At 41.9% G+C, this 20924-nt stretch carries 12 protein-coding genes; 1 reads left to right on the top strand and 11 read right to left on the bottom strand.

The window, feature by feature from the left end:
* Nucleotides 1-23: 23 nt before the first annotated feature.
* The 4 genes from ACYVQ1_RS06115 to pbp1b form a co-directional block, all read right to left on the bottom strand.
* Nucleotides 24-386 carry a DUF1033 family protein gene (locus tag ACYVQ1_RS06115; RefSeq protein ID WP_455443589.1) on the bottom strand — a complete coding sequence of 121 codons (363 nt, stop codon included), beginning with the start codon at nucleotides 384-386 and terminating at the stop codon, nucleotides 24-26.
* 162 nt (nucleotides 387-548) lie between these two features.
* On the bottom strand, nucleotides 549-4187 hold the full coding sequence (rpoC, locus tag ACYVQ1_RS06110) for a DNA-directed RNA polymerase subunit beta' (protein WP_037603707.1): 3639 nt from the start codon (nucleotides 4185-4187) through the stop codon (nucleotides 549-551).
* Nucleotides 4188-4287: 100 nt separating this feature from the next.
* A complete protein-coding gene (rpoB, locus tag ACYVQ1_RS06105) occupies nucleotides 4288-7869 on the bottom strand; it encodes a DNA-directed RNA polymerase subunit beta (protein ID WP_347105863.1) in 3582 nt (1193 codons plus the stop codon).
* A gap of 359 nt (nucleotides 7870-8228) precedes the next feature.
* Nucleotides 8229-10652: a penicillin-binding protein PBP1B gene (gene pbp1b, locus ACYVQ1_RS06100; RefSeq protein ID WP_461250158.1), complete on the bottom strand. Its 2424-nt coding sequence runs from the start codon at nucleotides 10650-10652 to the stop codon at nucleotides 8229-8231.
* Between the two features lie 101 nt (nucleotides 10653-10753).
* On the opposite strand from pbp1b, the gene tyrS reads away from it, so the two are divergent.
* A complete protein-coding gene (tyrS, locus tag ACYVQ1_RS06095) occupies nucleotides 10754-12010 on the top strand; it encodes a tyrosine--tRNA ligase (protein WP_461250157.1) in 1257 nt (418 codons plus the stop codon).
* Between the two features lie 154 nt (nucleotides 12011-12164).
* Here tyrS and ilvC read toward each other — a convergent pair whose 3' ends face one another.
* The 7 genes from ilvC to ACYVQ1_RS06060 form a co-directional block, all read right to left on the bottom strand.
* Nucleotides 12165-13187 (bottom strand): ketol-acid reductoisomerase, encoded by a 1023-nt coding sequence (ilvC, locus tag ACYVQ1_RS06090; protein WP_064523521.1) that lies wholly within the window; start codon nucleotides 13185-13187, stop codon nucleotides 12165-12167.
* 75 nt (nucleotides 13188-13262) lie between these two features.
* Nucleotides 13263-13739, bottom strand: a complete 477-nt coding sequence (gene ilvN / locus ACYVQ1_RS06085; RefSeq protein ID WP_461250156.1) for an acetolactate synthase small subunit — start codon at nucleotides 13737-13739, stop codon at nucleotides 13263-13265.
* Nucleotides 13732-15432 (bottom strand): acetolactate synthase large subunit, encoded by a 1701-nt coding sequence (locus ACYVQ1_RS06080; RefSeq protein WP_461250155.1) that lies wholly within the window; start codon nucleotides 15430-15432, stop codon nucleotides 13732-13734. The genes ilvN and ACYVQ1_RS06080 overlap by 8 nt, the downstream gene beginning before the upstream one ends.
* A gap of 133 nt (nucleotides 15433-15565) precedes the next feature.
* Nucleotides 15566-17287, bottom strand: coding sequence for a dihydroxy-acid dehydratase (ilvD, locus tag ACYVQ1_RS06075; protein WP_461250154.1), 1722 nt, complete (start codon nucleotides 17285-17287; stop codon nucleotides 15566-15568).
* Nucleotides 17288-17455: 168 nt separating this feature from the next.
* Complete coding sequence (locus ACYVQ1_RS06070) at nucleotides 17456-19123, bottom strand: DAK2 domain-containing protein (protein ID WP_461250153.1); 1668 nt, start codon at nucleotides 19121-19123, stop codon at nucleotides 17456-17458.
* Nucleotides 19123-19488 (bottom strand): Asp23/Gls24 family envelope stress response protein, encoded by a 366-nt coding sequence (locus ACYVQ1_RS06065; RefSeq protein ID WP_002885694.1) that lies wholly within the window; start codon nucleotides 19486-19488, stop codon nucleotides 19123-19125. Before ACYVQ1_RS06065 ends, ACYVQ1_RS06070 begins: the two co-directional genes overlap by 1 nt.
* A 111-nt stretch (nucleotides 19489-19599) precedes the next feature.
* A complete protein-coding gene (locus ACYVQ1_RS06060) occupies nucleotides 19600-20886 on the bottom strand; it encodes an MATE family efflux transporter (RefSeq protein WP_461250152.1) in 1287 nt (428 codons plus the stop codon).
* Nucleotides 20887-20924 lie beyond the last annotated feature (38 nt).

Here is a 20924-nt window from a genome sequence, read left to right as displayed (position 1 = left end):
AAAAATTCGAGCTTCTGCATTGTTTAACGTTTAATTTTACAGTGGGCATGATTTGGAAGGTCATTTCGCTTTTCATATCCCGGACGGTATTTTTCCTCAGGAATTTCCTGCCAATCATCCAAAAGAGCAATCGATTGATAGACCTGCAGATATTCGTCACACTCCTCACACCAGTGTTTATCCTCTTGGTTCCAAAAAGCAGTCATGACACTACTACGGCTGATATAGCTTGGCAAGGTTTCTTCCATGGCAAACCAAAGTTTTTTATAGTACTTGAGGGCATCATAAAAATTTTCAAATTCCTTAGTACTGATGATATCTTCTTGCCAGCCTTCTAAGAACCACCACGGTTCCAAATCCCCTTTCATTTCAACTACTTGGTACATTTTTCTTTCTCACTTCATCTTTGGTGTTCCTATTATACAAAATTTTCTGGAAAAGATAAAAAAAATGGTCTTATATTTTATATTTATCAAAAATTGAAGAAATTCTAGTCATATAAATACGAAAAGAACTCACAATGAATTGTGAGTTCTTTTGATTTCGTTTTAGTCTTCAGATGATTCCACAATTGCTTCATCAACAGCAATATTTTCAATAACTTCAACTTCGTTAACTGAAAGTGGTTCAATGTTACGGTAACGAGCCATACCTGTACCAGCAGGAATAGTCTTACCAATGATAACATTTTCTTTAAGACCAAGGAGATGGTCTTTCTTACCACGGATAGCTGCATCTGTAAGCACACGTGTTGTTTCTTGGAAGGAAGCCGCTGACAAGAATGAATTTGTTTCAAGTGAGGCTTTCGTAATACCAAGAAGGACTGGACGAGATGTTGCAGGAACACCACCAGAGATAACAATATCCTTGTTAGCATCTGTGAAGTCAGAAATGTCCATGAGTGTACCTGGAAGGAGATCTGTATCACCTGGATCCATAACACGTACTTTACGAAGCATTTGACGAACCATTACTTCGACGTGTTTATCACCGATTTCTACCCCTTGGCTACGGTAAACTTTTTGTACTTCTGCAAGAAGATAAGTTTCAACTGACAAGGTATCACGCACTTCAAGGAGACGTTTAGGTTGGATTGACCCTTCTGTCAAGGCTGCACCACGGTGTACTTCGTCACCCACTTCAACTTTCATACGAGCTGTAAATGGAACAACGTATTCACCCATTCCAGTCTTACCTTGAACGAAGACTTTCTTAGTACGTGTTGCGGCATCTTCTTCGATTTCAATAACAGTACCTTTAACTTCAGTGATAACCGCTTCCCCTTTAGGGTTACGTGCTTCAAAGATTTCCTGGATACGTGGAAGACCCTGTGTGATATCGGTGTTTGAGGCTACCCCACCGGTGTGGAAGGTACGCATAGTAAGCTGTGTACCAGGTTCTCCGATAGATTGAGCGGCGATAGTACCAACTGCTTCACCAACTTCAACCGCATCACCTGTTGCCAAGTTGATACCGTAACAGTGACGGCAGACACCGTGACGTGTGTTACATGTAAAGACTGAACGGATAGTTACTTCTTCAACACCAGCATTGACAATAGCAGCAGCCATGTCTTCAGTAATCAAAGTATCTGGACCTACGATTACTTCACCTGTTGTAGGATTCTTAACTGATTTCTTAGTGTAACGACCTTGAAGACGTTCTTCAAGTGTTTCCGTAACTTCTTTACCGTCAGTAATCGCACGGATGAGAAGACCACGGTCTGTTCCACAGTCATCTTCACGGATGATAACATCTTGGGCAACGTCAACCAAACGACGAGTAAGGTAACCTGAGTCGGCTGTCTTAAGGGCCGTATCGGTCATACCTTTACGCGCACCGTGAGTAGAGAAGAACATTTCCAAAACGCTCAAACCTTCACGGAAGTTTGAAAGGATAGGCAATTCCATGATACGTCCGTTAGGAGCAGCCATCAAACCACGCATACCGGCAAGTTGAGAGAAGTTAGAGATGTTACCACGAGCTCCTGAGTCCATCATCATAACGATTGGGTTCTTAGGATCTTGTGTCTCAATCAGACGTTTTTCAAGTGCTTCTTTCGCTTCACGCCATGTTGTTGTAACAGCAACATAACGGTCATCATCTGTCATCAAACCACGACGGAAGGCCTTGTTAATTTCTTCAACACGGTGGTGAGCAGCATCGATAATTTCTTGTTTGTTATCGATAACTGGGATATCGGCGATACCCACTGTCAAACCAGCAAGTGTTGAGTGGTAGTAACCAAGGTCTTTCAAACGGTCAAGGAAGGCTGATGTTTCAGTCGTACGAAGACGTTTGAAGGTTTCAGCGATGATGTTACCAAGATTTTTCTTCTTGAATGGTGCATTAATTTCCAAACTATCAATAACTGTTTGGATATCTTGACCTGGTTCAAGGAAGTACTTATCTGGTGTACTATCTGTCAAGTTCTCATTTGTTGTTTCTTGAAGATATGGAATTTCTGCTGGAATGATTGAGTTAAAGAGAATCTTACCAACAGTTGTAACCATAATCTTGTGAAGTTGGTTTTCTTTCCAAGGTTTATCAGGCATGCTGTCTACTGCGATACCGACACGGCTATGCAAGTGAACATAACCATTACGATAAGCCATAACTGCCTCATCAATATCCTTGAAGACCATACCTTCACCCTCACGGCCTTCTTCTTCCATAGTCAAGTAGTAGTTACCAAGAACCATATCCTGAGATGGCGTTACGACCGGTTTACCGTCTTTAGGGTTAAGGATGTGTTCAGCCGCAAGAAGGAGCAAACGTGCTTCAGCTTGAGCTTCTTCAGACAATGGAACGTGGATGGCCATTTGGTCACCGTCAAAGTCGGCATTGTAGGCCTCACATACCAATGGGTGAAGACGAAGGGCCTTACCATCAATCAAGACAGGTTCGAAGGCTTGGATACCCAAACGGTGGAGGGTAGGTGCGCGGTTAAGAAGTACTGGGTGTTCCTTGATAACATCTTCAAGAATATCCCAAATACGTTCATCACCACGTTCAACCATACGTTTAGCGGCTTTCACGTTACCTGCGTATTCACGCGCAACGATTTCACGCATCACAAATGGTTTGAAAAGTTCGATGGCCATCAAACGTGGCACACCACATTGGTACATTTTAAGTGTTGGACCAACGGCGATAACGGAACGTCCAGAGAAGTCAACACGTTTACCAAGCAAGTTTTGGCGGAAACGACCTTGTTTACCTTTAAGCATGTGGCTCAAAGATTTAAGTGGACGACTACCTGGTCCAGTGATTGGACGACCACGACGTCCATTATCGATAAGGGCATCTACCGCTTCTTGCAACATACGTTTTTCGTTTTGCACGATGATACCTGGGGCATTCAATTCAAGCAAACGAGCCAAACGATTGTTACGGTTGATAACACGACGATAAAGATCGTTCAAGTCAGATGCCGCAAAACGTCCACCATCCAATTGAACCATTGGACGAAGGTCTGGTGGCAATACTGGCAAGATGTTAAGCACCATCCATTCTGGTTTGTTACCAGACTTGTAGAAGGCATCAAGAACGTCCAAACGACGAACAGCTTTAACACGTTTTTGACCAGTTGCTGTTTTCAACTCTTCTTTGAGTTCAGCAATTTCAGCTTCCAAATCTACTTGTTTCAAGAGATCTTGGATAGCTTCGGCACCCATTTTAGCGACAAATGAACCGTGTCCATACTCTTGCAATTTTTCACGATATTCACGTTCTGTCAAGAGAGATTTTGGTTCAAGTGGTGTTTCCTTTGGATCAATAACCACGTAAGCTGCAAAGTAAATAACTTCTTCAAGCGCACGAGGACTCATGTCCAAAGTCAATCCCATACGAGAAGGGATTCCCTTGAAGTACCAGATGTGTGATACTGGTGCTTTCAACTCGATGTGACCCATACGTTCACGACGAACCTTAGCACGTGTTACTTCAACACCACAGCGGTCACAAACGATACCTTTATAACGGATACGTTTGTATTTCCCACACGCACATTCCCAGTCTTTGGTAGGACCAAAGATCACTTCGTCGAAGAGACCTTCGCGTTCTGGTTTGAGCGTACGGTAGTTGATTGTTTCAGGTTTCTTAACTTCACCATAAGACCATGAACGGACCTTAGTTGGTGAAGCTAGTGTGATTTGCATACTTTTAAATCGATTTACGTCAACCACTAGTATTACCTTTCTTTTGTTCTATTGACAATAGCAGCGCTATTCTCACCTTTATCAGCTACCTTAGCAGAGAGAGTGAACTCCCTCTCTAAAGCTTATTTTATTCTGTTTTATCTGAAGCTTCTTCTTTAGCTTTTTCTAATTCAGCAGCTTCTTTGGCTTGTTGTACACGTGCTTTTTCAAGATCATCAACGTGCATGACATCATCGTCTTCACCTTCATCAAGATCACGTAATTCAACTTCGTAGTCATCCTCATCAAGGACACGCATATCAAGACCAAGTGATTGCAATTCTTTAACAAGTACTCGGAATGATTCTGGTACACCTGGTTTTGGAATTGGTTTACCTTTAGTGATAGCTTCATAGGCTTTCAAACGTCCGTTAACGTCATCTGACTTGTAAGTCAAGATTTCTTGAAGGATATTTGATGCACCATAAGCTTCAAGGGCCCAAACCTCCATCTCACCGAAACGTTGTCCACCAAATTGTGCTTTACCACCAAGAGGTTGTTGGGTAACAAGTGAGTAAGGACCTACTGAACGAGCGTGAAGTTTATCATCAACCATGTGGTGAAGTTTGATCATGTACATGACACCAACTGACACACGGTTATCAAATGGTTCACCTGTACGTCCATCGTAAAGGATTGTCTTAGCATCACTATCCATACCTGCTTCACGAACAGTATCCCAGAGGTCTTCTGAGCTTGCTCCATCAAAGACTGGTGTTGCGATGTGGATACCCAAGTTACGTGCAGCCATACCAAGGTGAAGTTCCATAACCTGACCGATGTTCATACGTGATGGTACCCCAAGTGGGTTCAACATGATATCAACTGGTGTACCGTCTGGAAGGTAAGGCATGTCTTCAACCGGAACAATACGAGAAACAACCCCTTTGTTACCGTGACGACCGGCCATCTTATCTCCGACCTTGATCTTACGTTTTTGAGCGATGTAAACACGAACAAGCATATTAACACCTGATTGCAATTCGTCACCGTTTGCACGTGTGAAGATTTTAACATCACGAACGACACCATCACCACCGTGAGGGACACGGAGTGACGTATCACGTACTTCACGAGATTTATCACCAAAGATAGCGTGTAGAAGACGTTCTTCAGCAGAAAGGTCTTTTTCACCCTTAGGTGTTACCTTACCAACAAGAATGTCACCTTCTTTAACCTCAGCACCGATACGGATAATACCCATTTCGTCAAGGTCTTTGAGGGCTTCTTCACCAACGTTTGGCAATTCACGTGTGATTTCTTCAGGCCCAAGCTTTGTATCGCGTGTTTCTGATTCGAATTCTTCCAAGTGAACAGATGTATAAACGTCATCTTTCACAAGACGCTCACTCATGATAACGGCATCCTCGAAGTTGTAACCTTCCCATGTCATGTATGCGACGATAGGGTTTTGACCGAGGGCCATTTCTCCACCTTCCATAGATGGACCATCAGCGATAAAGTCACCTTTTTCAACAATATCGCCAACCTTAACCAAAGTACGTTGGTTATAGGCAGTACCTGAGTTTGAACGACGGAATTTTTGAATAGTATAAACATCAAGAGAACCATCTTCACGACGAACTTCAACTTTATCAGCATCAGAGTAGACAACTTTACCGTCGTGTTGGGCGATAACTGCAGCTCCTGAATCGTGGGCAGCTTGATATTCCATACCAGTACCAACATAAGGTGCTTTAGGATCAATCAAAGGCACAGCCTGACGTTGCATGTTGGCACCCATAAGGGCACGGTTAGAGTCATCGTTTTCTAAGAAAGGAATACATGCTGTCGCAACGGCAACTACCTGTTTAGGAGAAACATCCACGAAATCTACAAGGTGTGATGGGTACTCTTGGTTATTACCTTGGTGACGACCCATAACGATTTCTTCTGCAAATGTTCCATCTTCGTTCAATTTAGAGTTAGCCTGAGCAACTGTGTACTCATCTTCTTCATCAGCAGTCAACCAAATCACTTCGTTGGTTACTTTACCAGTTGCACGGTCAACCTTACGATATGGTGTTTGAATGAAACCATACTTGTTAAGGTGTCCGTATGAAGACAAGTTATTGATCAAACCGATGTTAGGTCCTTCAGGTGTTTCAATTGGACACATACGACCATAGTGCGTGTAGTGCACGTCACGAACTTCATATCCGGCACGGTCACGTGTCAAACCACCAGGTCCCAAGGCTGACAAACGACGTTTGTGTGACAACTCTGACAATGGGTTGTGTTGGTCCATGAACTGTGACAACTGTGAAGAACCGAAGAATTCTTTAACAGCTGCAGTTACAGGGCGAATATTGATGATTTGTTGTGGTGTCAAGACTTCGTTATCTTGAACTGACATACGCTCACGTACGTTACGTTCCATACGAGCCAAACCAATACGGAATTGGTTAGCAAGCAATTCACCAACCGCACGGATACGACGGTTACCAAGGTGGTCGATATCGTCTACTTTACCGATACCTTCGGCAAGGTTGAGGAAGTAACTCATTTCAGCTAAGATATCCGCTGTTGTCAAAGCACGAACTTTATCATCTGGGTTGGCATTACCAACAATTGTAACCACACGATCTGGATCATTTGGTGCAACAACCTTGAATTTTTGAAGAACAACAGGTTCTGTAACCACCGCATAATCGTTTGGTGTGTATACAAATTTGTTCAAATCACCATCCAAGTATTCTGCGATTGAATCAATCACATCACGTGTCATTTCAGTACCAGCTTCAACAAGGATTTCACCTGTTTCAGGATCTACCAAGTTTTCAGCAATTGTTTGTCCCAAAAGACGTGTCTTGATGTTAAGTTTTTTATTGACTTTGTAACGACCAACAGCAGCCAAGTCATAACGACGTGGATCAAAGAAACGAGCTACAAGCAAGCTACGTGAGCTGTCGGCAGTTTTTGGTTCACCTGGACGAAGACGTTCATAAATTTCTTTAAGCGCTTCATCAGTACGTGAATCTGCTGGGTTTTTGTGGATATCTTTTTCAATGGTATTACGAACCAACTCGCTATCACCAAAGATATCAACAATTTCGTCATCACCTGAGAATCCAAGCGCACGCACAAGCGTTGTGAATGGAATCTTACGTGTACGGTCGATACGAGTGTAGGCAATGTCTTTTGAATCTGTTTCAAGCTCAAGCCATGCCCCACGGTTAGGGATAACTGTTGATCCATAACCCACTTTACCGTTTTTATCAACCTTATCGTTAAAGTAAACACCAGGTGAGCGCACCAACTGAGAAACGATAATACGTTCACCACCATTGATGATGAAAGTACCCATCTCAGTCATAATAGGGAAATCTCCGAAGAAGACTTCCTGAGTTTTGATTTCACCAGTTTCTTTGTTAATAAGACGGAAAGTCACAAAGATAGGTGCTGAGTATGATGCATCGTGGATACGAGCTTCTTCAAGTGTATACTTAGGCTCTTTCAATTCGTAACCAACGAATTCCAATTCCATAGTGTCTGTGAAGTTTGAGATAGGAAGTACATCCTCAAAAACCTCTTTAAGACCAGTATCCAAGAATTCTTTGAATGAATCCGTTTGGATTTCAATCAAGTTTGGTAAATCAAGAACTTCTTTGATTCTTGAAAAACTACGACGGGTACGATGTTTCCCGTATTGAACGTCATGTCCTGCCAAGTCTTCTACTCCTTTTCTACATTCGAGACCTGCTTTGCAAGTCGTGCACTTTAAATATTTGTCTTCTGCCTTGTTCAGTTACTTGTCCCATTAACAAGTGATTCAACACTAACATCCACTTATCTGATTAAGGATAAGCAAAAAACTTAGTTTGTGAATTTTTAGAACCTTTAAATATGAGTTACAACACTTGAAAATCCTAAAAATAAGCACAAAAATAGCAGCTAAATCTGACCGAAAAAACGTTGATTTAACTGCTGTATCTCTTGATTGGACAATATTTCAACCAAGTAAGACGACAAATAGTTGTCTACATTATACCTAATTTTTTGCTTTTTTGCAAGTATTCTTGGGAATTCCTAATGGCCTCCAAGAATACTAGACCAGGCTTTTTGATAGTCACTGTCAGTTCCACCAATAGCAAATTTGTAGGTTGTATCTCCAGGCCCATTTTTAGCCCAATAAGTATCAACCATTTCACCACTTACAGAAACATTACGACCATTGACAGACACTGTTGCTGGTTTAAGGCCTGTTGATTTGAGCACACTTGCCTTAATAGCACTTGAATCGATATTAAACTTATCTCCCGTTTTAAAAATACCTGGATTGGCATTGTAGATGGCGGAAGTTAAACGAGCCATATATTGCGCATTGTAGGTGTAACCCGTTTTAGAATTGGTTGGTGTATTATTGTCATAACCAGCCCAACCACCAAGAGTAATACCAGGCGTTGAGACGATCAACCAAGCATCCGCAAAGTTATCTGTCGTTCCTGTTTTACCCATCCAGTCAGCTGAGGCTGCTGCACCATTGACATTTTTCAATTCAGAATGAAATTGAGTTGTCGCTCCCTTAACCACAACTTCCTTGAGCAGGTTATCCATGATGCTAGCCGTAGCTCTTGAAAAGACTTGAACCCCTTCAGATTTATGCTGATAGATAACTTCGCCAGTCCGGTCAGTAATACTATCAATCATATGACCCTTCTCATAGACGCCACCATTTGAAAGCATCTGATAGGCATTTACTTGCTGGGCAACCGTGGTTTCAATTCCCCCGCCAAGAGGTAAACTCTCGATATTGTAGTTAGCAATCTTATAGCCCATCTTGGTCATGTAACCCTCAACATCAACATCATGACGTTGAAGCATTTGATAAGTCCAAAAGGCTGGAATATTCCACGAGGTATTGAGTGCCTCTTGTAGGTTCATCATAGCTGTACCCTTATCACCATCATGGAGAATAGGCGTTCCACCCGTAAAATTAGTTGGGTAGTTAGAAAGGATACTTGAGCTACCCATCAAACCTTGATCAATAGCAATTCCATAAGCAATAATAGGCTTAATAGATGAGCCTGGGGAGCGTGCCGTATCAAAGGCATGGTTATTTTGATTATTTTCGTAACTACGACCACCAACAAATCCTAGAATTGCTCCAGTCGCATTATCCATGAGCACATTTCCGACTTCAACTCCACTATTCCCACCTTGGTCGAGGAGGCCACCATATTGACTCGCAGCATCTTGCATCGCATTATAAACTGCATTATCAATAGTTGTCTTAACGCTGTAGCCACCGGTTTGTAGCTCTTGTAGGGCCCTCTCACGATAGCTTTCCTTGGTCTTATCATTTTTCAAATCTTGACTCGATACCTTGTCACGTTTAACGAGATAATCATACATGACATCCTGAGCCTCAGACATGACAGAATAGTACAAATAGTCATGACTTACGGCATCAGACTTCTCACCAGCCTTGAAATCTTTAGTGATATCATAATCCTTATAGCTTTCATACTGCGACTTATCTAAATAGCCACCGCGATAAAGATTGTAGAGTACATCTTGCTGACGTGCTAAGCCATAAGAAAGATCCTCTGCATTTTTTAATTGACCGTCAGCTGTATAAGGTGAGTATACAATCGGGCTCTGTGGCAAACCTGCCAGATAGGCCGCCTGAGGAACTGTCAAATCCGCTGCAGATACCCCAAAGATACCTTGAGCAGCCTCCTCAATACCAGCAATATTTTTCCCCTTGTTGTTACGTCCAAAAGGAGAAACATTCAGATAATCGGTTAAAATTTCATTTTTAGAAGCGCGACGCTCCAATTGTAAGGCATAGATAATCTCCGCCGCCTTACGTTTAAAGGTTGGCGCATCGCCTGTTACCTGTTGCTTGATTAACTGTTGCGTTAGCGTCGAACCACCACTTGAAGAGCCAACCCCCAAAACTGATGACACCAAAGCCCTAAAAACTGCCTTTGGTACAACACCCTTATGCTTTTTAAAATTTTCGTCCTCAGTCGCAATGATGGCATTTTTGACATTGTTAGAAATCGCATCGCTCTCAATAGGTGTTCTCAGCAAGTCAGTATCAATATCCGCAATCTTCTTGGAATCGGAATAGCTCATCGAAGATACCAAACTAACCTCACTAATCTGATTCAACAAGGTTTTGTCCTTAATCGACGGAACAGACTCAATTTGACTCCCCAGATAACCCAAACCAATTCCTGCACCGAATAAGGTAAGAACGATAATAACCACATAAAAGAAATCAGACAAGAGCTTTAAGGTTTTTAAGAAAATATCACCCATGTCTAAGAGTGTCATCCCATCCTCAGGCGACTTCCGTGCTTGCTTACGATTCCACTTAGATCCAGTCGTAGCTTTCCTTTCTTTAAAAGATTTATCTCCTCTTTTAGACCTAGAACCAGCAAACTTTGTACGAATAGTCTGCCCTAGTCGCCTAAAATAATTTATTATTTTTTCAAAATTCATAGAAATACCTCAAAGCCTATTATAACAAACTTTGACAAAGCTTGCATAGGGTTGCTTTCTTTTGGTATAATGGTGCAGAATATACTTTACTGGAGAATATCATGACAATTTTTGAAGAACTAAAAGCACGTGGCTTGATTTTTCAAACCACTGATGAAGAAGCCCTTGTAAAAGCCTTTGAAGAGGGACCAGTCTCATACTACACTGGTTATGACCCAACAGCAGACAGTCTCCACCTTGGACACCTTGTCGCTATCCTTACAAGTCGCCGACTTCAATTGGCTGGACACAAGCCTTACGCCCTCGTTGGTGGTGCAACAGGTTTGATTGGTGACCCATCATTTAAAGATGCTGAACGTAGCCTGCAAACCAAAGAAACTGTTGAAAGTTGGGTTGAAAAAATCCAAGGACAACTCTCTCGTTTCCTTGATTTTGAAAATGGTGACAACAAGGCCGTTATGGTCAACAACTATGACTGGTTTGGTTCAGTCAGCTTCATTGATTTCTTGCGTGACGTAGGTAAATACTTCACAGTTAACTACATGATGAGTAAAGAATCTGTTAAGAAACGTATCGAAACAGGTATCTCTTACACTGAGTTTGCCTACCAAATCATGCAAGGTTACGATTTCTATGAACTCAACGATAAGTACGGCGTAACCCTCCAAATTGGTGGTTCTGACCAATGGGGTAACATGACAGCAGGTACTGAGCTCTTGCGTCGTAAAGCAGATAAATCTGGACACGTCATCACTGTACCACTTATCACAGATTCAACTGGTAAGAAATTCGGTAAATCAGAAGGTAACGCTGTCTGGCTTGATGCTACTAAAACAACCCCTTACGAAATGTACCAATTCTGGCTCAACGTCATGGATGATGACGCCGTTCGCTTCTTGAAGATTTTCACTTTCTTGTCACTTGAAGAAATCGAAGAGATCGGTAAAGAATTTGACCAAGCTCGTCACCAACGTTTGGCACAAAAGGTTTTGGCTCGTGAAGTTGTTACTTTGGTTCACGGTAAAGAAGCCTACGAACAAGCTGTTCACATCACTGAACAACTCTTCGCTGGTAACCTTAAAGCTCTCTCAGCACGCGACCTTAAAGTTGCCCTTAACGGTGTCCCAACTTATGAAATTTCAGCAGATGAAAATCTGAACATCGTTGAACTTCTCGTCAATGCAAAAATTTCACCATCTAAACGTCAAGCACGTGAAGATGTCCAAAACGGCGCTATCTACATCAACGGTGAACGTGTACAAGACTTGGATTACACTCTCTCAGATACAGATAAAATTGATAATGAAATTACTGTTATCCGTCGTGGTAAGAAGAAAAACTTTGTCTTGACTTACTAATTTATGGCTATTCTCACTCCTTAATAGAGTGAGTTTTTTTGTTGCACTATATTTTACAATTTATCTACCAAAAAAGAGCAGTAGGATTGATTCCCAACTACTCTCTTCAGAACACAAAAAAGCCAGCACTAGGCTGGTTTTCGAGACTATCACATTAGTTATAGATTTTGAATGCGTCGTCGTCGTTTTGACCAACGAATGGCATTGCTTTACGCAATTCAGCACCAACTTTTTCGATTTCAAGGTTAGCAGCTTCTTCACGGTAAGCAGTAAGTTTTGGACGTCCAGCCTTGTAGTCGTTAACGAAGTCGTTAGCGAATTTACCGTTTTGGATGTCAGCAAGAACTGCTTTCATATTTTCTTTCACTTGTTCAGTGATAACACGTGGACCTGATACGTAGTCACCGAATTCAGCAGTGTTTGAAATTGATTGACGCATTTTCTTAAATCCACCTTCGTAGATCAAGTCAACGATCAATTTCATTTCGTGAAGCACTTCAAAGTAAGCCAATTCTGGAGCATATCCAGCTTCAGTCAAGACTTCAAAACCAGCTTCGATAAGGGCAGTCAAACCACCACAAAGAACTGCTTGTTCACCAAACAAATCTTCTTCAGTTTCTTCTTTGTATGTTGTTTCAAGAAGACCAACACGTGCTGCACCAACACCTTTACACCAGTCCATAGCGATGTCTTTAGCGTTACCTGTAGCATCTTGGTATACTGCGTAAAGAGCAGGTACACCAAAGCCTTCTTCAAATGTACGACGTACCAAGTGACCTGGTCCTTTAGGTGCACACATAAATACATCAACATCTGCTGGTACTTTAATGAATTCAAAGTGGATGTTGAATCCGTGAGCAAAACCAACAGCGTTACCAGCTTCAAGGTTTGGAGCGATTTCTGCTTCATAAAGTTCTTGTTGGATTTCGTCTGGAGCCAAGATCATGATAACATCAGCCAATTTAGTTGCTTCTGCTACTGTGTAAGTATCAAAACCATCTTCTTTAGCTTTATCAAATGATTTACCTGGACGAACACCGATGATAACATCGTGACCTGTATCACGCAAGTTTTGTGAGTGAGCGTGACCTTGTGAACCGTAACCGATAACGGCTATTTTTTTACCATCAAGTGCTGGTACTTTTACGTCTTTTTCATATTCCATTTGAACTGCCATAGTAGTATGTCTCTTTTCTAAAATAATATTTAATTGCCTTTTTAAGGCTGGGTTAACAAATTTATAATGGATTTTTTAATCGCGGGTAAATCCAGTAGCACCCGTACGAGCAATATTCTTGATACCGTAAGGTCGAATAACTCGTAGAAGCGCCTCACTCTTTTCAGCATCACCAGTCATCTGGATAGTGATAGAGCTTGGTGCAACATCCACCACCGAAGCACGGAAGGGTTGAATGATTGCCAAGATTTCAGCACGTTTAGAAGTTGGTGCCGACACCTTGACCAATAGAACCTCACGCTCCAAGTGGGGACGATCAGTGATGTCACGAATGCGAATCACATCAATCTGACGATTAAGCTGTTTAATAATCTGCTCAACCTCATTATGAGAATTCACATCAATGATAATTGTAATACGTGAAACATCAGGATTTTCCGTTGCTCCAACGGAAATACTCTCAATATTGACCTGACGGCGTGAAAGCACTCCAGTGAAGCGATTAAGAACACCTGAGCGGTTCTGAAGTTTAGCTGTTAACATTCTACGCATTGAACTTCACCCCCAACATTTCATGATTACTCTTACCAGCTGGAACGATTGGCAAAACATGCTCTTTACGAGAGATATCAACCTCGATGAACATCGGCACATCCTCTTTGATAACTTCCAAATCCTGATTAATCGTTTCTGGATTATCAAACTTATAAGACTTAATGCCATAAGCTTGAGCCATTAGTTGAAAATCAGGAAGAGTGTCAAAGACAGACTCTGACGTGCGCCCTTCGTAGAAGGACTCTTGCCATTGACGCACCATACCAAGTGAGTGGTTATTCAACATAACAACCTTGATTGGCACCTTGTAAATATTTAAAATAGCCAATTCTTGGTTCGTCATTTGGAAACCACCATCACCAACAAAGAGGATAACTTCTTTATCAGGATTAGCAATTTTAGCACCAATTGCTGCTGGAACACCAAATCCCATGGTTCCAAGACCACCTGATGTCACCAGTTGACGCTCATTTCGGTATGGATAATACTGAGCTGTCCACATTTGATGTTGCCCAACGTCAGTGACAACAACTGCATCACCCTTAGTCAATTCACCGATACGCTCGATAACTGCCTGAGGCTGTACCATACGTTCTTTCTTATCGTAAGAACGTACACGCTCTTTATCTTTTGTGACTTTTTCAATCCATTTTTCAGTGTTGTTCTTAACCACTGGTTCTGCTAAGAGCATTTCAAGAGCTTTCTTGGCATCACCAACAACTGGTAAATCTACCGCAATAATCTTGCCAATCTCAGCCGGATCCACATCAATATGAACAACCTTGGCATTCTTAGCAAATGTTTTTGGATTACCTGTCAAGCGGTCATCAAAACGACAACCTATGGCAATCATAAAGTCAGCATCAGTCATAGCAATATTAGATGCATATGAACCGTGCATACCACCCATACCCAAGAAGAGGGGATGACTAGTAGCAATTGTTCCCTGACCTAGAAGACTTGTAACAACTGGAATTTGGTAGCGTTCTGCAAAAGCAACTAACTCCTTAGCAGATTCAGAATAAGCCACTCCACCCCCAGCTACAATAACCGGCTTCTTAGCTTTGCCCAACTGTTTCAAGATTTTCTTAATTTGCATCTCGTTTGGTCTTAGCGTCGGTTGGTAACTTGGAAGATTGATTTCAGGATCGTTGATGAAGGCTGTTTCCTTAGCTACAACATCTTTTGGAAGGTCGATAACAACCGGACCAGGACGTCCTGTCGTTGCGATATAAACCGCTTCTCGAATAGTACGCGGAATATCAGCCGTATCGCGAATCTGGTAGTTGTATTTAGTAATTGGCATGGTAATTCCGACAATGTCAGCCTCTTGGAAGGCATCCTTACCAATACCTGGTGTTGCAACCTGACCTGTAAAGACTAGGAGAGGTACACTATCACTCATAGCATCTGCAATGCCGGTAATAGCATTCGTTGCACCGGGGCCACTCGTTACAAGAGCAACACCAAGTTTCCCAGTTGATTTAGCATAACCCTCAGCTTCGTGCAGACTTCCTTGCTCATGACGAGATAAGATATGATTAATCTCTTCATTTTTGTAAATAGCATCATACAAAGGAAGAACCGCTCCGCCAGGATACCCAAAAATAGTTGAAATCCCAAGTTCAAGAAGTGTATCAAGAATTAAATCAGCACCAGAGCGTGCTTCTTCAAGTTCAATTTTCTTCACATGGACCTCCTTTAGCAGTTGTTTTTTTCGAATTGTCTAAAAATTCAAAACCTTGTATACTATGATAACATTTTTAACTAAATTTGCAAGGGTTTCAGAGAAAAATATCACAAACTCTTCGGAAAGAATGTTCTTAGTTTTTTTCTTGTGATTGACGTTCTGCTTTACGTTCTTCGAATTCTTCGTCACTCATCAAAGTTCCGCCAACATTGGCTGATTTAGCAAAGGCTGTATAGCGACGCAACCAACCACTTGAAATTTTTGATTTGAAAGGTTTCAAATGTTTGCGGCGTTCTTCAAGGGTTGCATCATCGACAAGCAGATCAAGGGTACGATTTGGTAGGTCAATCACGATTTCATCCCCATCTTCGATTAGGGCGATATTACCACCTTCTGCTGCTTCTGGAGAAACGTGACCAATAGCAATACCACGAGTAGCTCCTGAGAAACGACCATCCGTAATCAGAGCCACATCCTTACCAAGACCGCGTCCGACAATCTTAGAAGTTGGTGCCAACATTTCTGGCATACCAGGCCCACCCTGAGGACCTTCGTAACGAATGACAACGACATGGCCCTTCTTAACTGTTCCATTATCAATCAATTCAAGGGCCTGATCTTGTGAATCACAACAAATAGCTTTACCACGGAAAGTTTTAACAGATGGATCTACACCACCGACCTTGATAACAGCTCCATCCTGAGCAATATTTCCGTAAAGGATAGACAAACCACCAACTGGTGAGATAGGATGCTCAATTGGATGGATAATTTCTTCATTCTTGATTTCAGTACCAGCTACGTTTTCTTTCAAAGTTTTACCAGTAACTGTAATACGATCACCCTTAATAGCACCTTTTTTAATCAACTGATTGATAATGGCTGGAACACCACCAGCTTCATGGACATCATGCATAGTGTAAACACTTGAAGGTGCAATTTTAGAGAGATAAGGGGTCTTCTTGGCAATCTCGTTAATGTCTTTAAGATCATAGTCAATACCGGCCTCACGCGCAATAGCAAGAGTATGAAGAACAGTATTGGTTGAACCACCCATGGCCATATCTAGAGCAAACGCATCATCGATGGCTTCTTTGGTCACAATATCACGTGGGCGAACATTATTTTTGATGTTATCCATCAATTTTGTGGCTGCTTGACGAACCAATTCACGACGTTCATCTGAAACAGCTAGGATAGTACCGTTACCTGGAAGGGCAAGGCCCAAAACTTCCATCAAACAGTTCATTGAGTTAGCGGTAAACATTCCTGAGCATGAACCACAAGTTGGACAAGCATTTTTCTCCAAATAATCGAGCTCTTCCTTGCTCATATCTCCAGCCTGGTAGGTACCTACAGCTTCAAACAAACTTGATAGCGTCGCTTGATGACCAGTCATGTCAACGCCACCCTTCATAGGTCCACCAGAACAAAATACTGCTGGCACATTAGTACGCATAGCCGCCAAAATCATCCCTGGTGTAATCTTATCACAGTTAGGAATGTAGAAAACCCCGTCAAACCAGTGGGCATTAATAACTGTTTCTGCAGAATCGGCAATCAATTCACGAGATGGAAGACTGTAACGCATCCCAATATGCCCCATGGCAATCCCATCGTCCACACCAATGGTATTAAACTCAAAAGGAATACCACCAGCCTCACGGATAGCTTCTTTGGCAATATCTGCCAATTCACGCAAGTGAACATGCCCTGGAACAATATCAATATAAGAGTTACAAATAGCAATGAAGGGCTTTTGCATATCCTTGGCAGATTTAACTTGCCCAGTCGCATACAAAAGTCCGCGTGCTGGTGACTTATCAACACCAACTTTGATCATATCACTTCTCATGATGTTACCTTCAATCTATAAAATTTCTTACAACATATGTTACCACTTTGGAAAGTAATGTCAAGGAGTTTTCAGAATATTTTTGCAATTCCGAAAAGATATCCCTGCTATATCAAAACTGACAAAACAAAAAGGAAGCCCTAAGACTTCCTAAATGATTATTCAAAATTATTCAACACTGAAGAGGTATGGATAAACTGGTTGGTCTCCTTGGAAGATTTCAACTTCGATATCTTCGTGAACCTCTTCCAATTTTTCCGCAAGTGCTTGAGCTTGTTCTTGATTACCTTCTTCGCCGACGTAAATCATAACAATTTCACTGTCTTCGTCAATCATCTTGTCAAAGGTGTCAAGAAGGGCTTGGTCCATATCTGGTGTAGACACAAGGATCTTACCATCCACCATACCAAGGATATCATTTTCATGAATCTCAAGACCATCAATAGTTGTATCACGTACCGCCAATGTCACGCTACCACTTGTTACATCTGAAAGACTAGCTGTCATAGCTTCAACATTAGCTTCGATACTTTGGCTAGGATCAAAAGCAAGCAAACTTGTAAATCCTTGTGGAACTGTACGTGTTTCAACAACAGCCGCATTGACATCTACTACTTCAGCAGCTGATTGCGCTGCCATAAAAATGTTTTTATTATTTGGCAAGATGATTACATTCTTAGCATTGACCTGTTCAATAGCTTTAACAATATCTTCTGTTGATGGGTTCATTGTTTGACCACCTGAAATCACATAGTCAACACCTTGTGATTTAAAGATATCTGCAAGTCCATCTCCGGCAACAACTGCAATAAGGGCAAAGTCTTTAGGAGCAGAAGGTGCAGCTTGGATAGCTTCTTCTTTTTGAACTTGTGCATCGTGTTGGTTACGCATGTTGTCAACCTTAACTTTGACAAGAGCCCCATATTTAAGACCTTCTTGCATAACAAGACCTGGATCCTCTGTATGGACGTGAACTTTTACAATTTCATCGTCGTTAACCACAAGAAGAGAATCCCCAAGGTTACTCAAGTAATTTTGGAACTCTTCGTAATCAAAGTCTTTCACATAAGTCGGACCTTGTTTGAGACCAATCATGATTTCCGTACAGTAACCGAAGGTAATGTCTTCTGTTGCAACATGACCAGCAACTGACTTATGGTGTTCTGCATTGATCATCTCTGTCATCGTAGCAGGTGTCGCTTGGAAGTCCTCTGAAGCGATATACTCACCTGTGAGGGCTGACAAGAAACCTTCATAAATGAAGACCAAACCTTGACCACCTGAGTCTACCACACCAACTTCTTTCAAAACTGGAAGCATCTCTGGTGTCTTAGCCAAGGCAGCTTTAGCTCCATCGAGAGCTGCACGCATAACCTCAACAGCATCATTTGTAGATTCAGCTTTCTTAATCGCTGCTGAAGCTGCACCACGTGATACTGTAAGGATTGTTCCTTCGACAGGTTTCATAACTGCTTTATAGGCAACTTCAACCCCTGCTTGGAAGGCATGAGCTAAATCTTGACCATCAAGTTCCGTTTTATCCTTGATACTTTGACCAAATCCACGGAACAATTGTGACGTGATAACACCCGAGTTACCACGGGCACCCATCAAAAGACCTTTAGATAAAATCTGACCAACTTCACCAACTGTTGAAGCTGATTGATCTGCGACAGCTTTGGCTCCGTTATCCATAGTCATTCCCATGTTTGTTCCAGTATCTCCATCTGGTACTGGGAAGACATTGAGTGAATTCACATATTCTGCTTGCTTACCTAGACGTGTTGCTGCCGCTTGGACCATCTCCTGAAGCAAGCTTGTTGTAATTTTAGACACTAGTTTTCTCCTACGACTTTAATATTTTGAACGTAAACATTTACTGTTTCAGCCTTGATACCGAGTTGATTCTCAAGATTAAATTTCACACGTTCTTGAATATTTTTTGAAACCTCACTAATCTTAACACCGTAACTCATAACAGTGTAAACATCCACAGTGATACCTGCATCAGTAGATTTCACGACAACTCCTTTTGCGTAGTTTTCCTTTCCAAGAAGTGCTTGAAAATTATCTCGGATAGCACTCTTACTTGCCATACCGACAACGCCAAAAATTTCTGTTGCTGAACCGCCAACTACTGTTGCGATGACATCATCTGACAATTCGATTTGACCATCTTTTGTATTGATTTTTACAGTCATAATTACTACCTCAAAAAGTTTTTATCAGCTTATTTTACCATATTCGAGCTTACTTGTAAAAAATAAGAAGAAGATACCCTTTGAATAAGAGTATCTCCTCAATATTTATCATTAAAACTTTCTCTTTATGAGATAACGACGGTACATCACATAGAGGAAGACCGCACGCCATACATTATCAACAACGGTTGCAATCCAAACACCCGCAAGACCCATTCCCAGACTCACTCCAAGGAAATATCCTGAGAAAATTCGGATAATCCACATCCCAATAGTTGTCGCATAGAAAGGCATCTTAGCCTTACCCAGACCTTGCCAAACTGCAGTGTAGACTAGAGTCGCCGAAGTCACAGGATTCCCAAGGAAAGAATAAAGAATAACTACCTGACTAGCCGCAATAGCTGCTTTATTATCTGTAAAGAGACCTGATAATCCTTGTCCAAAAAGCAAGATACCCCCTGAAACCAGAACCATCAAGAAGGTTGAAATCCAATAAGACTCTCGTATAATACGCTTCATCTGCGCCTTATCCCCTCGCCCCAGACTATTGGCAACCAAGATAACTGTAGCCGTGGCGACTCCCATACCAGGCATATAGTTAAACTGAGTGAGGTTTTCACCAATGGCGTTACCACCGACAACGGCTGTACCAAAGGTAACAATAATAGCCACAATGACCACATCTCCAGCACGCATCATCAGTCGTTCACCTGCTGCTGGCAGAGCAATCCCCAATAACTCCCTGTTGAAAGGTTTGGTAACTTCAAGCTGCTTCACATCCAGTTTCATCGCTTGCCACAGTATCACTGTCCCAACCAGACGAGAAAAAACCGTAGCCGTTGCGACCCCAATAATCCCCCAATGTCCCACAAAGATAGCTAAAGAAGATAAAATAGCATTAAGGACATTAGTTAAAAGACTGACGACCATGGAAATACGAGGCCGTCCCTTGGCCCGTAGTATGTTACCAAAAGTAGTCATTAAGGCTAGGAAAACCACTCCTCCACCGACAAGAGCAAGGTAGAGACTACCAGCCTGAGTTACAGATTGCTCAGTACCTAAAAGATTAAGAACGGCCCCACCACCAAAAATGGAAAGTAAACCAAGAATGAGACTAAGAGCAAGGGTAATAATAATAGCATCCCAGGTGTCTCGGTTAGTCGCTTTAACATCTCCCTTCCCTAGACTTCTAGCAATGACACTGGCACTTGAGGCTCCTAGAGCAATGAAGATAGCTTGGTAAATCGTGATTATATTATTGGCTACGGAAACCCCTGATATGGCGACAATACCAACCTGAGCCACTAGGTAAGAATCGACAACCCCCATCAACATTTGTAGAAGGTTTTCGGCCATAGCAGGCAAGGCTATGTTTAGAATTTTCTTTGTTTCTGTCATAATATTCTCTTCTATATTGATAAAAATAGGGCTGATTT

The sequence above is a fragment of the Streptococcus parasalivarius genome, assembly GCF_054785155.1.
The sequence above is the reverse complement of the archived record's forward strand: the minus strand, read 5'-3'. Positions and strand labels throughout refer to the sequence as shown.

Coding starts and splice junctions, on each gene's coding strand:
- ACYVQ1_RS06115 (WP_455443589.1), bottom strand. CDS start 386: ATGTACCAAGTAGTTGAAATGAAAGGGGATTTGGAACCGTGGTGGTTC.
- pbp1b (WP_461250158.1), bottom strand. CDS start 10,652: ATGAATTTTGAAAAAATAATAAATTATTTTAGGCGACTAGGGCAGACT.
- tyrS (WP_461250157.1), top strand. CDS start 10,754: ATGACAATTTTTGAAGAACTAAAAGCACGTGGCTTGATTTTTCAAACC.
- ilvC (WP_064523521.1), bottom strand. CDS start 13,187: ATGGCAGTTCAAATGGAATATGAAAAAGACGTAAAAGTACCAGCACTT.
- ilvN (WP_461250156.1), bottom strand. CDS start 13,739: ATGCGTAGAATGTTAACAGCTAAACTTCAGAACCGCTCAGGTGTTCTT.
- ilvD (WP_461250154.1), bottom strand. CDS start 17,287: ATGAGAAGTGATATGATCAAAGTTGGTGTTGATAAGTCACCAGCACGC.
- ACYVQ1_RS06065 (WP_002885694.1), bottom strand. CDS start 19,488: ATGACTGTAAAAATCAATACAAAAGATGGTCAAATCGAATTGTCAGAT.
- ACYVQ1_RS06060 (WP_461250152.1), bottom strand. CDS start 20,886: ATGACAGAAACAAAGAAAATTCTAAACATAGCCTTGCCTGCTATGGCC.